Annotated in this window: 12 protein-coding genes and 1 pseudogene; all 13 read left to right on the forward strand. The window is 63.4% G+C overall.

Translation table 11 applies throughout. The annotated features are described in order from the left end of the window. Positions 1-8: 8 nt before the first annotated feature. The 13 genes and pseudogenes from MESCI2_RS0110585 to MESCI2_RS01000000134615 all read left to right on the forward strand — a co-directional run bounded on the left by MESCI2_RS0110585 (position 9) and on the right by MESCI2_RS01000000134615 (position 14,947). Positions 9-1,415 carry an FAD-binding oxidoreductase gene (locus tag MESCI2_RS0110585; RefSeq protein WP_027036569.1) on the forward strand — a complete coding sequence of 469 codons (1,407 nt, stop codon included), beginning with the start codon at positions 9-11 and terminating at the stop codon, positions 1,413-1,415. 116 nt (positions 1,416-1,531) lie between these two features. Continuing rightward, positions 1,532-3,202 (forward strand): thiamine pyrophosphate-binding protein, encoded by a 1,671-nt coding sequence (locus MESCI2_RS0110590; protein WP_027036570.1) that lies wholly within the window; start codon positions 1,532-1,534, stop codon positions 3,200-3,202. After that, positions 3,199-5,295, forward strand: coding sequence for a hydantoinase/oxoprolinase family protein (locus MESCI2_RS0110595; protein ID WP_027036571.1), 2,097 nt, complete (start codon positions 3,199-3,201; stop codon positions 5,293-5,295). Before MESCI2_RS0110590 ends, MESCI2_RS0110595 begins: the two co-directional genes overlap by 4 nt. After that, complete coding sequence (locus MESCI2_RS0110600; protein ID WP_027036572.1) at positions 5,292-6,911, forward strand: hydantoinase B/oxoprolinase family protein; 1,620 nt, start codon at positions 5,292-5,294, stop codon at positions 6,909-6,911. The genes MESCI2_RS0110595 and MESCI2_RS0110600 overlap by 4 nt, the downstream gene beginning before the upstream one ends. Beyond that, positions 6,908-8,110 carry a pyridoxal phosphate-dependent aminotransferase gene (locus tag MESCI2_RS0110605; protein WP_027036573.1) on the forward strand — a complete coding sequence of 401 codons (1,203 nt, stop codon included), beginning with the start codon at positions 6,908-6,910 and terminating at the stop codon, positions 8,108-8,110. The genes MESCI2_RS0110600 and MESCI2_RS0110605 overlap by 4 nt, the downstream gene beginning before the upstream one ends. A gap of 3 nt (positions 8,111-8,113) precedes the next feature. Further along, the gene (locus MESCI2_RS0110610; RefSeq protein ID WP_027036574.1) at positions 8,114-8,926 is read left to right on the forward strand and encodes an NAD-dependent epimerase/dehydratase family protein; all 813 of its coding nucleotides are present in this window, start codon (positions 8,114-8,116) and stop codon (positions 8,924-8,926) included. A 160-nt stretch (positions 8,927-9,086) separates the two neighbouring features. Continuing rightward, positions 9,087-9,191 (forward strand): annotated as a pseudogene (locus tag MESCI2_RS1000000138445) (LysR family transcriptional regulator); the annotation flags it as partial. A 193-nt stretch (positions 9,192-9,384) separates the two neighbouring features. Further along, the gene (locus tag MESCI2_RS01000000134610) at positions 9,385-10,182 is read left to right on the forward strand and encodes a sterol desaturase family protein (RefSeq protein WP_032900640.1); all 798 of its coding nucleotides are present in this window, start codon (positions 9,385-9,387) and stop codon (positions 10,180-10,182) included. 99 nt (positions 10,183-10,281) lie between these two features. Then, positions 10,282-10,977: a DUF2161 domain-containing phosphodiesterase gene (locus MESCI2_RS0110625; RefSeq protein ID WP_027036576.1), complete on the forward strand. Its 696-nt coding sequence runs from the start codon at positions 10,282-10,284 to the stop codon at positions 10,975-10,977. 56 nt (positions 10,978-11,033) lie between these two features. Next, positions 11,034-11,441 carry a DUF930 domain-containing protein gene (locus MESCI2_RS0110630; protein WP_032900643.1) on the forward strand — a complete coding sequence of 136 codons (408 nt, stop codon included), beginning with the start codon at positions 11,034-11,036 and terminating at the stop codon, positions 11,439-11,441. Positions 11,442-11,622: 181 nt separating this feature from the next. Then, positions 11,623-12,285, forward strand: a complete 663-nt coding sequence (locus tag MESCI2_RS0110635; protein WP_027036578.1) for a TerC family protein — start codon at positions 11,623-11,625, stop codon at positions 12,283-12,285. Positions 12,286-12,427: 142 nt separating this feature from the next. Beyond that, entirely contained in the window at positions 12,428-13,741 is a 1,314-nt protein-coding gene (gene rimO / locus MESCI2_RS0110640) for a 30S ribosomal protein S12 methylthiotransferase RimO (protein ID WP_027036579.1), read from the forward strand. A 99-nt stretch (positions 13,742-13,840) separates the two neighbouring features. After that, positions 13,841-14,947 carry an acyltransferase family protein gene (locus MESCI2_RS01000000134615; RefSeq protein WP_081738690.1) on the forward strand — a complete coding sequence of 369 codons (1,107 nt, stop codon included), beginning with the start codon at positions 13,841-13,843 and terminating at the stop codon, positions 14,945-14,947. The last annotated feature ends 5 nt before the right edge of the window (positions 14,948-14,952 follow it).

Here is a 14,952-nt window from a genome sequence, read left to right on the forward strand (position 1 = left end):
GTAAATCAATGACCGATCCCGCCACCGCGCTGCACGAGATTCTCGGGCCGAAAGGCTGGCTTTCGGGCCGGGATGCCGAGCCCTACCGGCGCGATTGGCTCAATCGCTACGGCGTCGCACCTCTGGGCGTTGCCAGGCCCGCGAATACGTCGCAGGTTGCCAGTGTCGTCAAGCTATGTCGCGAGGCAGGGCTGGCGGTGGTGCCCCAGGGCGGGAACACCGGGCTTTGCGGCGCCGCCGTCGCCGAGCAGCCAAATGCGGTGATCGTCTCGCTTTCACGCATGGCGGCGATCGGGAAGCCGGATCTGGACAGCGGATCGATCGTCGTCGAGGCGGGTGTCGTGCTGGCCGCGCTGCACGAAGCGCTTGAACCGACTGACCTGATGTTTCCAATGCATCTCGGCGCGGAAGGCAGCGCCAGGATCGGCGGCCTGATCGGCACCAATGCCGGCGGCAGCCAGGCTTTCCGCTACGGCATGATGCAGGATCTCGTCCTGGGTCTCGAAGTCGTGACGCCTGACGGCCGGGTTTGGGACGGACTGCGCGCGGTGCAGAAGGACAATGCCGGCTATCAACTACGCAAGCTGTTCTGCGGCGCTGAGGGCACGCTCGGCATCGTCACGCGCGCGATCCTGCGGCTCTACTTCAAGCCTCGGCAGCAAGCGAGCGCCCTTTTGGTCCTGCCCGATTTTGCTGCCGCCGTTTCGTTCGGCGCCTTCCTGCGCGGCGAGGCCGGGGAATTCCTGACTGGCCTCGAGTTCTTCTCCGATGTCGGCCTGCAACTGGCGCTCAAGCACCTGCCCGACCTTGCCTACCAACTGGAAACACGGGGCGACGTCTATCTGCTGGTCGAACTGGCATCGGGATCGTCACGTGTTCCCTTGGACGAGATCCTGGCTTCGGCGCTGGAATGGGGCATGGAACAGGGCCTGGTCTGCGACGGCGCGCTGGCGGCGACGGGTGCGCATCGGGCACAGTTCTGGCGGCTGCGTGAAGAGCAACCGGAGGGACAGAGGCTGGAAGGCGACCAGCTCAAGCACGACATCTCAGTGCCTCCAGGTGCAATCGCCCGTTTCGTGATGGCAGGCGCGAAGATCTGCGGCGGCATTCTTCCCGGCGTGCGGATAAACCCGTTCGGGCACCTCGGCGACGGAAACATCCACTACAATTTGTCTCCGCCGGAAGGTCGAGCCGATTTCGACGGCAAGGCCGAACTGTTCGCCGAGGCGCTGTCATCTCTTGCCACTCAGATGGGCGGCAGCTTTGCGGCCGAGCATGGGCTTGGCCGGGCAAAGGTGGTCATGGCCGACCGCAATCGCGGCCTGGTGGAGCGAGAGCTCATGGCGCGGCTCAAAGGTGCGTTCGATCCGCTGGCCACGATGAACCCGGACGTCCTGGTGCGCGCCTCTCAGTAAAGAAAAACTTTCGAATAGACGGCATTTCTTGGTTTCGTCTCGATCCGCCAGCGTGCACGTATGAATCCGAAAGGCAGGCTCGGTCCGCTTGCCGCCTGAATGAAGGATGTCGCAGCATGATCCGCAATGGCGGTCGCCTTCTTGTCGAGTGCCTGATCGCGCTCGGCGCGACCAAGAGTTTCGGTGTGCCGGGCGAAAGCTACCTGGCCGTGCTGGACGCGCTGCACGACACTCATGGAAAGCTGGACTACGTGCTGTGTCGCAATGAAGGCGGTGCGGCATTCATGGCCTCGGCCTACGGCAAGCTGACGGGCTCGCCGGGCATCTGCTTCGTGACGCGTGGCCCGGGCGTAACCAATGCGTCCATCGGGGTGCACACCGCGATGCAAGACAGTTCGCCGATGATCCTGTTCGTTGGCCAGGTCGGCACCGACATGCGCGGCCGCGAAGCGTTCCAGGAGATCGACTACCGGGCGGTGTTCGGCACGATGGCGAAATGGGCCGTGGAAATCGACGATGTCGAGCGCCTCCCGGAAATCATTGCCCGGGCCTGGACCACGGCGCTGACCGGGCGGCCCGGCCCCGTGGTGATCGCCCTGCCCGAGGACATGCTGACGACGCTGACCGATGTCGCTGCACTCAGCGGACCGGCCAGGCTGTTCGAGGCCGCGGCCGATGCCGACGCGCTGGCCGAGGCCCAATCCATGCTTGCCGCCGCCCGCAGGCCGGTCGTCCTGATCGGCGGCGCCAACTGGTCCGCTGACGGGCGCGCCGCGCTCCAGGCTTTCGCCGAAACCTCCGACATTCCGGTGGTCGCGGCGTTCCGTTTCCAGGATCAGTTCGACAATGGTTCGCCGGTCTTCGTCGGCGAGGCCGGTGTCGGCATGGTCCCGCATGTCAAGACGCTGATCCGCGACGCCGATGTGATTCTGGCGATCAATGTGCGCTTTGGCGAGATGACCACGGATGGCTACACGCTGCTGTCCGTGCCCGAGCCGAAGCAGAAGCTGATCCATGTGCACGGTTCGGATCGCGAGATCGGCAAGATCTACGTGCCCTCGCTTGGCATCCATGCCGGGCCGAACGCCTTCGCCAAGGCGCTCTCGCCGGTCAAGGGCGACTGGGCCGCGTGGCGGTCGCAGGCGCGCCAAAGCTATGAGGGCACGTTCATCGCTCCGGCCCAGCCGGGCCCGGTCGACATGGTCGAGGTCAGCCGCTGGCTGCGCGAGAACCTACCCACCGACGTCATCCTCACCAATGGCGCCGGCAATTTCACCGTGTGGCCAAACAAGTTCTTCAAGTTCGGACCGAAGGCACGGCTGCTGGCGCCGCAATCCGGCGCCATGGGCTACGGCCTGCCGGCGGCCATCGCGGCCAAGGTGGCCTTTCCCGACCGCACGGTGGTCTGTTTTGCCGGCGACGGCGATTTCCAGATGAACTGCCAGGAGTTGGGGACGGCGATGCAGGCCGGAGCGCAGCCGATCGTCCTGATCCTGAACAATGGCATCTACGGCACCATCCGCGCCCATCAGGAGCGGCACTATCCGGCGCGCGTATCGGGAACCAACATCGAGAACCCGGATTTCGTCGGCATCGCCCGGGCCTATGGCTTCCATGCCGAGCGAGTCGGCGCGACCGGCGATTTCGCCGGTGCTTTCGGCAGGGCGCTGGCGTCCGCGACCGGCGCGGTCCTGGAGCTGGATATTTCCCCGGAGGCGATCACGCCGCGTCAGACCCTTTCCCAAATGCGCGACGCAGCGCTCGCTTCGCAGAAGGCCAACGCATGACCAGTACGGCAAATGACATCCGTCTCGGCGCGGATATCGGCGGCACATTCACCGATATCGTGGTCGATGTGCGCGGCATGATCTTTTCGACCAAGATCCTGACCAACTATGCCGCCCCCGAACAGGCCATCCTCGACGGCATCGAGATCGTCGTGCGCGACGCCGGCATCACACTGGCGGACCTCGACATCGTCATCCACGGCACCACGCTGGCGACCAACGCGCTCATCGAACGGCGTGGCGCCAAGACGGCGCTGGTCACCACCGAAGGGTTTCGCGATGTCATCGAGATGCGCACGGAAAACCGGTTCGAACAGTATGATCTGAACCTGAAACTGCCGCCGCCGCTGATCCCGCGCGAACATCGCTATACGGTCAAGGGGCGCATCGGCGCGGACGGACGGGAATTGCAGCCGCTGGACGAAGCGGCGCTCGACGAGATCGCCGACAGCATCGCCGCCGGCGGCTTCGGCGCCGTCGCCATCGGCTTCATCCATTCCTATATGGACCCGGTGCATGAGCGGCGGGCGCGCGAAATCCTCGCCAGAAAGCTCGACATACCGATTTCCATCAGCGCCGAGGTCTCGCCGCAGATGCGCGAGTTCGAACGCTTCAACACGGTTTGCGCCAATGCCTATGTCCGGCCGCAGATGGCCGACTATCTGGTGCGCCTCCAGGTGCGGCTGAAGGAGATGGGGGCGAACTGCCCAGTGTTCATGATCCACTCGGGCGGCGGCCTGATCTCGGTGGAAACCGCGTCCGAATTTCCGGTGCGCCTGGTCGAGTCCGGACCTGCCGGCGGCGCCATCTTCGCGGCCGACGTGGCGCGGCGCTTCGATCTGGACTCCGTCGTCTCCTACGACATGGGCGGGACGACCGCGAAGATCTGCCTGATCGAGGACTATTCGCCGCGCACGGCGCGGACCTTCGAGGTCGCCCGCACCTATCGCTTCTGCAAGGGCTCCGGCATGCCGATCTCGATCCCCGTCATCGAGATGATCGAGATCGGCGCCGGCGGCGGCTCGATCGCCTGGGTCGACGCCATGGGACGCATCCAGACCGGCCCGGAAAGTGCCGGGTCCGAACCCGGTCCCGCCTGCTACGGGCGCGGCGGCAGCCGCCCGGCCATCACCGATGCCGACCTGGTGCTGGGCAAACTCGATCCCGACAATTTCGCCGGCGGCGCCATCAGACTCGACACCCAGGCTTCCGAGCAGGCAATCACCCGTGATGTCGGCACCCGGCTTTCGCTCAATTCCGTTTCCGCCGCTTTCGGCATCTGCGAGGTCGTCGACGAGAACATGGCCAATGCCGCCCGCGTGCACGCGGTGGAAAACGGCAAGAACATCTCCGACAATGTCATGATCGCCTTTGGCGGCGCCGCGCCCCTGCACGCGGCACGGCTGTGCGAAAAACTTGGCGTAGAACAGTGCCTTGTTCCGCAAGGCGCCGGCGTCGGTTCGGCCATCGGCTTCCTCAAGGCGCCGTTCGGCTACGAGGCGCTGGCTTCCAAATTGATGCGGCTGTCGCGTTTCGATGCATGCGAGGTGAATGCGCTGCTCGACGGGCTGAAGACGACCGCCGAGAGCTTCGTGCGGGCCGGCACCGACGGTGCCATCACCCGCGAGATCACCGCCTTCATGCGCTATGCCGGCCAGGGTTGGGAAATCCCGGTGCCGCTGCCCGACAGGGCGTTCAAGCCCGGCGACGATGTGAGCCTCAAGGACGCTTTCCGGGACAATTACGCGCGCTTCTTCGGCCGTGCCATTGATGGCCTTGACGGGTTGGAAATCGAAATCGTCACCTGGTCGGTCAAAGCGCAAGACGTGCGACCGGCCCCCGCCAGGCACGCTATCACCATGGGGACACGACCCGTTGCTGCTTCGCAGACGCGCGGGGTTTTCGACCCGACGACCGGAACGGTGCAGATTTCGGCTATCATCGAACGCGCCGACCTCTCGCCGGGGGATCGCATCAGTGGTCCGGCGGTGATCGTCGAGCGTGAGACGTCGACGGTCGTCACCACTCTCTTCGATGCCGTGCTGCAGAGCGACGGTTCGATCCTCCTGATCCGCAAAGGGGTCCAGGCATGAGCGACATCTTGGAAATCCGCATGCAGGTGATGTGGAATCGCCTGATTTCGGTGGTCGAGGAGCAGGCGCTGACCCTGTTGCGCACGGCCTTCTCGACATCGGTGCGTGAATCGGGCGACCTGTCGGCCGGCGTGTTCAATCCGCGCGGCGAGATGCTGGCGCAGGCGGTGACCGGCACGCCCGGGCATGTGAACACCATGGCCGAGGCCGTGCTGCAATTCATGAACGAGATCCCGCGCGAGGAGATGTACGAGGGCGACACCTATGTCACCAACGATCCCTGGAAAGGCACTGGTCATCTCCATGACATCACCATGGTCTCGCCGTCGTTCCTCAACGGCGAACTGGTGGCGTTCTTCGCCTGCACCGCACACGTGGTCGATGTTGGCGGACGTGGCTTCGGCGCCGACGGCAAGTCGGTCTACGAGGAAGGCATCCAGATCCCGATCATGAAGTTCGCCGAGCGCGGCAAGGTGAACCTCGATCTGGTGAAGATCCTGCGCGCCAATGTACGCGAGCCGAACCAGGTCGTCGGCGACTTCTATTCGCTGGCCGCCTGCAACGAGGTCGGCCATCGCCGCCTGGTCGACATGATGAAGGAGATCGGCCTGGCATCGTTGGACAGGCTGGGAGAGTTCATCTTCACGCGCACGCATGACGCGACGCTGGAACGCATCAAGGCGCTGCCGAAAGGCACCTGGTCGAACGAGTTGGTGACCGACGGCTACGATACGCCGGTCAAGCTGGTGGCAGCCGTCTCGATTGGCGACGACCATTTGAACGTCGATTTCTCCGGCACCGATCCGACAAGCCGATGGGGCATCAACGTTCCGATCATCTACAGCAAGGCCTATGCCTGCTACGCCCTGAAATGCGTGGTGGCGCCGGAGATCCCGAACAATGCGGCCTCGCTTGCTCTGTTCACCATTTCGTCGCCGACCAACATCCTGAACGCTCCGCGACCGGCGCCGGTCTCCCTGCGCCACGTCATCGGCCATATGGTGCCCGATCTGGTGCTGGGCGCGCTGGCCAAGGCGCTGCCGGGCCAGATCCTTGCCGAAGGCGCGGCGGCACTGTGGAACATCCACATCTCGGTCAGGCCGGTCGCCGGCGGCGACGGGCGCCGCGCCGAGGTGCTGATGTTCAATTCCGGCGGCATGGGCGCACGCCCGACGCTGGACGGGCTTTCCGCCACTGCCTTTCCGTCCGGTGTCCATACGATGCCGATCGAGGCGACCGAGCACACCGGACCGATCGTCATCTGGCGCAAGGAACTGCGTCCCGATTCCGGCGGTGACGGGGAATTTCGCGGCGGCCTCGGCCAGATCCTGGAAATCGCGGCCACCGAAGGTCACGAGTTCGACTTCTCCGCCATGTTCGACCGGGTCAAACATCCGGCCAAGGGCCGCAATGGCGGCAAGGACGGGATCGCCGGTATCGTCAGGCTCGACGATGGCACGCTGATGCGCCCCAAGGGCTGGCAGCACGTTCCGGAAGGGCGTCGGCTGGTTCTGGAACTTCCCGGCGGTGGTGGCTATGGCGATCCCGCCAGGCGCAGTACGGAGGCGCGGGCACAGGACGTGTCCAGGGGCTATATTTCGGAGAAAAGCCGATGAGCTACATTTCCTCGCGCCTGTCCGTGGTCAAGCCGTCGGCTTCGATGGCGGCCTCCCAGGCCGCCAGGGCGCTACGGGCCAAAGGCGTCGACGTCATCGACCTTGGCCTTGGCGAACCTGATTTTCCGACGCCTGCCCACATCATCGAAGCAGCCTATGCAGCCGCCAAAGCGGGCCAGACCCTCTACACTGCCGCAGCCGGCTCGCCGGAAGTGCGCGAGGCCGTGGCCGGGAAGTTCAGGCGCGAGAACGGGCTGGACTACACGGCCGACGACATCGTCGTTGCCAACGGCGCCAAGCAGATCATCTTCAACGCGCTGATGGCGACGCTGGAACCCGGCGACGAGGCCATCCTGCCCGCGCCCTATTTCGTCTCCTATCCTGAGATGGTGAAGCTGCTTGGCGGCACGCCCGTCACGGTCGAATGCAGGGAAAGCGGCGGCTTCAGGCTGACGCCCGAACTCTTGGAAAAGGCGATCACGCCGAGAACCAAATGGCTGTTCCTTAACATGCCCGGCAATCCATCCGGCGCAGTCTACTCGGCCGACGATCTCAAGGCGCTTGGCGCGGTCCTTGCCAGGCATCCGCAAGTGCTCATCCTGTCGGACGAGATCTATGAACACATCATCTTCGATGGTCGCGAATTCGTGTCGTTCGGCAAGGCCTGCCCGGACCTGAAGGACCGAAGCCTTATCGTCAACGGCGTGGCCAAGGCCTACGCGATGACCGGCTGGCGTGTCGGTTATGCAGCCGGCCCGGCGCCACTGGTCAAGGCGATGTCGACGATCCAGAGCCAGTCGGTCACTTCGGTCTGCTCGATTGCCCAGGCGGCGACGGTCGCCGCATTGAACGGCCCGCAGGACGAGGTGACCCGTTTCCGCGAGGCATTCGAGGCGCGCAGGAACCTGGTCGTCGATGGCATAAGGCGCATCAACGGCCTGACGCTGCCGCCGCCCGAAGGCGCCTTCTATGCCTATATCGGCTGCGCCAGCCTGATCGGCCGCAGGACCCCAAGAGGCGTCGTGCTGGAGGACGATACGGCGGTGGCGACCTATCTCCTCAACGAAGGCCGCGTGGCATCGGTGCCGGGTGCTGCCTACGGACTTTCACCCTATTTCCGCATCTCCACCGCCACCAGCGAGGAGGTGCTCGCCGAAGCGATCGAGCGGATCAATGCCGCCGTCGCGCAAGTGGAGTAGACCATGCCCCATTACGAACGCATCCTGATCACCGGCGCAGCCGGCCGGCTCGGCTCGGAACTGCGAAAGGGACTGGTGCCGCTGGCAAAAACCATCCGCCTGGCGGGTCGCGAACCGTTCGGCGATCTTGCTCCTCACGAGGAAGAAGCGGTCTTCGATCTCGCCGACATGGAGGCCACCATCGCAGCGACAAAGTATTGCGATGCGATCGTGCATTTCGGCGGCGCGCCGCTTGAATGCGAATGGCAAACGATCCTGGATTCCAGCATCCGTGGTTCGTACCACATCTACGAAGGTGCCCGGAAACACGGCGTGAAGCGGGTCATCTATGCTTCCTCGGTGCATGCCATCGGCTATCATGAGGTCGAAGCCCATATCGGCGTCGACGCGCCGGTGCGCCCCGACAGCCTCTACGGCGTGTCGAAGAATTTCGTCGAAAGCCTGAGCCGGCTCTACTGGGACAAGTTCGGTATTGAGACGGCTTGCCTGCGTATCTTCTCGTCCTTCCCCGAACCGGCCGACCGACGCATGCTGTGGTCGTATCTTTCCTTCGCCGACTGCGTGCGCCTGGTCGAAGCAGCACTGACGGCGCCGCGCGTCGGGCACACAATCTCGTTCGGCATATCCGACAACAAGCTGAAAATGGTCGACAACAGCGGCGCCAACCATCTGGGATTTGTTCCGCAGGATAGTGCCGAGTCGTTCCGCACAGCGGTCGAGGCGAAGACGCAGATTCCGGATCCCAAGGCGCCATCGGTGAAGTATCTGGGCGGGTGGTTCTGCGAGCTTGGCCATCCGGACGACAAGCGGGCGTAACTATCAAAATACCGATCCGCTAGATTGCGCAGACGGAAGCCCAACTGTTCAATCGTCGCTCGCCTCCGCGTTGATTGCCATGATCGACGCCAAGCGCAAGGGCAAAAAACCCCCGAAACCCGCGCCGAAACCCAAAGAGAACGTGGTCGACCTGGCCTCGGTTCTCCCCCGGGGGCGGCATCCTACGCGGAAAGTGCGCGTGCTCACCGAGATGCTGATTGAGTATTTCAAACGCAACCCGGATGTTTGGGGTCCTGACGGCTAGGACACGAACGGTTCGAAGCCTTGTCAAGGAACCGCGCTCGACGGTCCCATTCCGAGCCGTCGCGTTCGGCGACATTCTCGCACGTTCCGCGCGTCGGGGCTCTTACGCAAAAGACAGAGGCTTTAGCGTTTGGAAAGGGAGATGTGTTTCTTCTCGAGGGAGCAGGCGGCGCGCCGGCAGCAGAGGCGAATCGATGGATATCTTTGGCATCAAGGCACTTCTGATCTGCGCGCTGATCTTCATTCCGTTCGAACATCTCTTTGCCGAGCGGCCGCAGAAGATCTTCCGCAAGGGTTTCGCTGTCGATCTGATCTATCTGCTGTTCAACGGCTTCATCATAAAGCTGGCCATCGTCATGATGGCGGCAGGCGCGCTCGGTGCTGCTGCACTTCTGGTCCCGCCGGGGATAACGCAGGCCGTCAGCGGCCAGCCCGTCTGGCTGCAGGTTGCCGAAATCATCGTGATCACCGATGTCGGCGTCTACTGGACACATCGGGCCTTCCACAAAATCCCCGCGCTTTGGAAGTTCCATGCCGTTCACCACGGCATCGAGGAACTCGACTGGCTCGGGGCCTTCCACAATCATCCCGTCGACGCCATCGTCACAAAGGCAATATCGCTGACGCCGATCTTTTTCCTCGGCTTCTCGGAAGCGTCGATCGCCGTCTTTTCGACTCTCTACCTTGGACATACGCTGCTTGTGCATTCAAACGTGCGGATTCCGTTCGGCCCCTTGAAGTGGCTGATCGCCAGCCCGCAGTTCCATCGCTGGCACCATGCCAACCAGCGCGAAGCCTATGACAAGAACTTCGCCGGGCAGTTGCCTTTCCTCGACCTGCTGTTCGGCACCTACAATCCCACCGGTGACAAGGTGCCGGACAAGTACGGCGTCGACGATCCGATCCCTTCCACCTATTTCGGCCAGATCGGCTATCCGCTCCTGCGCCGCAGGAAACCGCCGAACCGGGCGCTGCCGAACACCGAGGCCTGACGGCTGGCTCGACGGTGCGGCATCCACGCCGGTCCCCTTCGAGCCGTGGAACGCCGAACGGGAAGGCTTTTCGTCTCGAATCGGCTAAACCTTCGAGGCATGAACGAGACCTCACTCTATGCGCCGGTGAAGCGGTTCCTCGAAAGCCTCGACTTTGTCGTCAAAGGCGAGATCGGCGGCTGCGATGTCGTTGCATTGCGCGAGGGCGAGCCGCCGATTGTCGTCATCTGCGAGTTGAAGCTGCAGTTCAATCTCGAACTGGTGCTGCAAGGTGTCGATCGCGCGGCGGCCTGCGACGAGGTGTGGCTGGCCGCGCGCATGTCGGCTCGCGGCAAGGGACGCGAAAGCGATGCCAGGTTCCGCAATCTCTGCCGCCGGCTTGGTTTCGGCCTGCTTGGCGTGACCGCGACGGACCGGGTCGAGGTGCTTCTCAGCCCGATCGCGCTGGCGCCGCGCAAGAATGCCCGCCGGCGCTCTCGCCTGGTCGACGAGCACCAGCGCCGTCGCGGCGATCCGGTTGTGGGGGGCGGGACGCGCAATCCGATCATGACGGCCTATCGCCAAAGCGCCCTCGCCTGCGCTGCCGCCATGGTGGACGGACCCAGGCGGCCGCGGGATCTGAAGGCGGTGACGCCGATCGCGCCGAAAATCCTGCAGCACAATGTTTATGGCTGGTTCGCGCGCGTCGACCGCGGCCTTTACGATCTTACCGATGCCGGCCGTGCGTCTTTGGTCCGCTGGCCGCAGGCATCGCACGAATCCCGACACGCAATTTTGAACGCACCGGCCATATGATTGAAGATTCCCGCGGCGTCCGAGGCGGTTCGCTCGGTTGATTTCTCCGACAAAATATGTTGCTTGTCCCGCCCATGAAGAAGCTCTGCATGACCGCCTTGGCGTCAGTGACACTGAGTTTTCCAGCCGTCGCAATGGACAATGCATTGCGCGCCGGTCTGATGAAACTCGATCCCCAAACTCGCCTTGAACAGCGTTGCGACGCCGAAGTGCTCGACCGCATTACCCATGACGATCGCAAATTCAAAGCCGACCGCGTCGTCGCCTACGCCTTTGCGACGCCCGAGATGGGTGCCGATGCGATCAAGAGCCCGGGTGCTGCGTTTCGCAGCAAGGGGCAGTGGTACAGGCTGAAATTCAAGTGCCAGACCGCACCGGACCATATGGAAGTCCTGCAGCTCCGCTACCGGATCGGCGACGAGATTCCGGAAGCCGACTGGGCAAAGTATAATCTCTACGATTGATTTGTGATCGGCCATGGTTTTGCCTGGCTGTCGGCGAGTGCCGCGAGCCTTGGATCCGGCTTGACGTGACGATGCTTCGGTGACGGCGCCACGCGTGATCCCTTGACGCCAAGGGACCACCAAGTTAGGGCCTCTGGATAATCGACGAACACTCGGCAAAATCAGCAAGGGCTTCCTGTCGATGGACATTTTTTTCAGCGCTGCCAGTCTGACCGCCCTGCTCCAGGTCATCGCCATCGATCTCGTGCTGGCCGGCGACAATGCAATCGTCATCGGCCTTGCCGCTGCCGGCCTGCCTGCCGAACAACGCAAGAAGGCGATTCTTCTCGGCGTGGTGGCGGCTACGGTGCTGCGCATCGGGTTTGCCGCAATTACCGTCAAGCTGCTGGCGATCGTCGGCCTGCTGCTGGCCGGCGGCATCCTGCTGCTGTGGGTCTGCTGGAAGATGTATCGCGAGCTTCGCACGTCGCATGCCGACGAGCTGGAAGCGACCGAGGCGCTGTCTAACTCCGATTTCGACAGCGACAATGCGGTGGCCGGCAAGACGAAGCGCAAGACCCTTGGCCAGGCTGCCTTGCAGATTGTCGTCGCCGACGTGTCGATGTCGCTCGACAACGTGCTGGCTGTCGCGGGTGCCGCGCGCGATCATTTTCCGGTGCTGGTTATCGGCCTGGTGCTGTCGATCGCGCTGATGGGCCTCGCCGCGACTTTCATTGCCAAGCTGCTGCATCGCCACCGCTGGATTGCCTATGTCGGCCTGCTGATCATTTTCTATGTGGCTTTGGACATGGTCTATCGTGGCGCGGTGGAAGTCTGGCCGCACGTAAACGGCGCCGTCGGCTGAGACCGCATCAGCCGCGGCTTCGATCCGGAGCTCGGTCCGCGGCGCAATCGCCATGCGTTTTGCCGCATAGCAGGCCTGCCCATACCAATACCGCAATAAGTGTGGTACTGCGCCGCAATCCTGAAAAGCCCGGAAACCCTCTATGTCCGCTCCCCGCGTGAGTTTTGTCAGTCTTGGATGCCCGAAGGCCCTTGTGGATTCGGAGCGCATCATCACGCGCCTGCGCGCCGAAGGTTACGAAATCGCGCGCAAGCATGACGGCGCCGACCTCGTCGTCGTCAACACCTGCGGCTTTCTCGATTCCGCCCGCGACGAGTCGCTCAACGCCATCGGCTCCGCGCTTTCGGAAAACGGCCGGGTGATCGTCACCGGTTGCCTGGGCGCCGAGCCGGACGTCATTCGCGAAAAGCACCCCAACGTGCTGGCGATCACCGGGCCGCAGGCCTATGAGAGCGTGATGGCTGCGGTCCATGAGGCCGCACCGCCTTCGCACGACCCCTATATCGATCTCCTGCCACCGCAGGGCGTCAAGCTGACGCCGCGCCACTACGCCTATCTCAAGATTTCCGAAGGCTGCAACAACCGCTGCACCTTCTGCATCATTCCCGCACTGCGTGGCGACCTCGTCTCGCGGCCGGCGGCCGATGTGCTGCGCGAAGCCGAGAAACTGGCCAAGGCTGGCGTCAAGGAACTTCTGGTCATCTCGCAGGACACCAGCGCCTACGGCATCGACATCAAGTACCAGACGTCGATGTTCGGCGACCGTGAGGTGCGCGCGAAATTCCTCGATCTGTCCGAGGAACTGGGCAAGCTCGGCATCTGGGTGCGCATGCACTATGTCTACCCCTACCCGCATGTCGCCGACGTCATCCCGCTGATGGCAGAGGGCAAGATCCTGCCTTACCTGGATATCCCGTTCCAGCATGCCTCGCCGCAGGTGTTGAAGAACATGCGCCGGCCGGCGCATGGCGAAAAGACGCTCGAGCGCATTCGCGGCTGGCGCGAGGTCTGCCCGGATCTGGCCATCCGCTCCACCTTCATCGTCGGCTTCCCCGGCGAGACGGATGACGATTTCGAGATGCTGCTCGACTGGCTCGATGAAGCCAAGATCGACCGCGCCGGCTGCTTCAAATATGAGCCGGTCCGCGGCGCCCGTTCCAACGATCTCGGTCTCGAACAGGTCCCGCAGGAGATCAAGGAGGCGCGCTGGCACCGCTTCATGCAGCGCCAGCAGAAGATTTCGGCGACGCAGCTGGCCAAGAAGGTCGGCAAGCGCCTGCCAGTGCTGATCGACGAGGCGCACGGCACGTCGGCAAAGGGCCGCACCAAATACGACGCGCCCGAGATCGACGGCTCGGTGCACATCCAGTCGCGCCGTCCGCTGCGCCAAGGCGACATCGTCACCGTCAAGATCGACCGCGCCGATGCCTATGACCTCTATGGTTCGGCGGTCTGACGGGCCGTATTTACTACATCTGGCGATAGTTCAGCCGTCTTAACCCGCTCAGCCGCGATCCGCTCTATGGTTTGCTGACCGTAGATGCGGGAAATGCGGATGATCACCAGACCTGCGGAACAAAATTACATCGCGACGCTGGACCTGCTCAGGCTGGCGGCAGCACTTGCCGTCGTGTTCTTCCATTATTTCTTTCGCGGCGCTGCCGCCGAGGGCTACCTCGCGCAGGGTTACCCGCTTGCGGCACCGTTCGCCCTCTACGGCTATCTCGGCGTCAATCTGTTCTTCCTGATCAGCGGTTTCGTCATTGCCTGGTCGGCGGAAAACCGCAGCTGGGATCAGTTTGCGGTCGCGCGGGTCGTTCGCCTCTATCCGGGCTTCCTGCTCTGCATGACGATCACCTTCGCGATTGTCTTTCTTGCCGGGTCACCGCTGCTTTCGGCCTCTTTCGTTCAGTATGCCGCCAATCTGTCGATGTTCGCGCCGGCGTTCGGTCAGCCCTTCATGGACGGCGTCTACTGGTCGATCGTTCTTGAACTGGTGTTCTACGGCTGGGTAACGCTGGCCCTGCTCACCGGGCTGTTTCAGAAACGCAAGCTGGAGCTGATCTTCATCTGGCTGGCGATCTCGGCCTTGAACGAGTTCTTCATCGGCAGCGGCGCCGCTAGGCTGCTGTTCATCACCGAGTTCGGACCGTTCTTCGCCGCCGGCGTGCTGGTCCACCACCTGCATGCTCATGGCCGTTCACTGCCTGCAATGCTGCTGCTTGCCGCCGCGTTCCTGATCTCCTGTGGCACGCTGTCGGTAACGCAGCACTGGATGCTTGGCCACTACGGCATTGCCGTTGCCTCCGCCAATCTCGTCGTCGCCAACGTCGTCATGCACGCGACCTTGATCGGCGCGGTGCTGCTGCGCAATCGTCTGCGGCCGTCGGCGCTCACCCTGGCGCTGGGCGGGCTGACCTATCCGCTCTATTTGCTGCACCAGGACATCGGCTATCTCGCCATCAATACGGCAACGCCCCTTGTCGGCAAATGGCTTGCCGCCTTTGGCTGCATCGCGCTGATGCTCTTCGTTTCGTGGGCGATCTGGCGCACCTGCGAACGACCCGCGCAGCTTCTGCTCCGGGTTTGGCTCGGCCGCGCGGTTGATGCCGGCCTGGGGCGGTTTCGCCGCATCTCAGCCGGAGCGCAGCCCGCCGAATGAAGAAG

Origin of the sequence: Mesorhizobium ciceri WSM4083 (genome assembly GCF_000519305.1) — a bacterium.
Taxonomy (GTDB): domain Bacteria; phylum Pseudomonadota; class Alphaproteobacteria; order Rhizobiales; family Rhizobiaceae; genus Mesorhizobium; species Mesorhizobium ciceri_B.

Bases quoted from the DNA above. Each gene is read 5' to 3' on its own strand.
- MESCI2_RS0110605 (WP_027036573.1), top strand. From the start codon at position 6,908: ATGAGCTACATTTCCTCGCGCCTGTCCGTGGTCAAGCCGTCGGCTTCG.
- MESCI2_RS0110630 (WP_032900643.1), top strand. From the start codon at position 11,034: ATGTTGCTTGTCCCGCCCATGAAGAAGCTCTGCATGACCGCCTTGGCG.
- MESCI2_RS01000000134615 (WP_081738690.1), top strand. From the start codon at position 13,841: ATGATCACCAGACCTGCGGAACAAAATTACATCGCGACGCTGGACCTG.
- MESCI2_RS0110595 (WP_027036571.1), top strand. From the start codon at position 3,199: ATGACCAGTACGGCAAATGACATCCGTCTCGGCGCGGATATCGGCGGC.
- MESCI2_RS0110610 (WP_027036574.1), top strand. From the start codon at position 8,114: ATGCCCCATTACGAACGCATCCTGATCACCGGCGCAGCCGGCCGGCTC.
- MESCI2_RS0110625 (WP_027036576.1), top strand. From the start codon at position 10,282: ATGAACGAGACCTCACTCTATGCGCCGGTGAAGCGGTTCCTCGAAAGC.
- MESCI2_RS0110590 (WP_027036570.1), top strand. From the start codon at position 1,532: ATGATCCGCAATGGCGGTCGCCTTCTTGTCGAGTGCCTGATCGCGCTC.
- MESCI2_RS01000000134610 (WP_032900640.1), top strand. From the start codon at position 9,385: ATGGATATCTTTGGCATCAAGGCACTTCTGATCTGCGCGCTGATCTTC.
- MESCI2_RS0110600 (WP_027036572.1), top strand. From the start codon at position 5,292: ATGAGCGACATCTTGGAAATCCGCATGCAGGTGATGTGGAATCGCCTG.
- MESCI2_RS0110585 (WP_027036569.1), top strand. From the start codon at position 9: ATGACCGATCCCGCCACCGCGCTGCACGAGATTCTCGGGCCGAAAGGC.
- rimO (WP_027036579.1), top strand. From the start codon at position 12,428: ATGTCCGCTCCCCGCGTGAGTTTTGTCAGTCTTGGATGCCCGAAGGCC.
- MESCI2_RS0110635 (WP_027036578.1), top strand. From the start codon at position 11,623: ATGGACATTTTTTTCAGCGCTGCCAGTCTGACCGCCCTGCTCCAGGTC.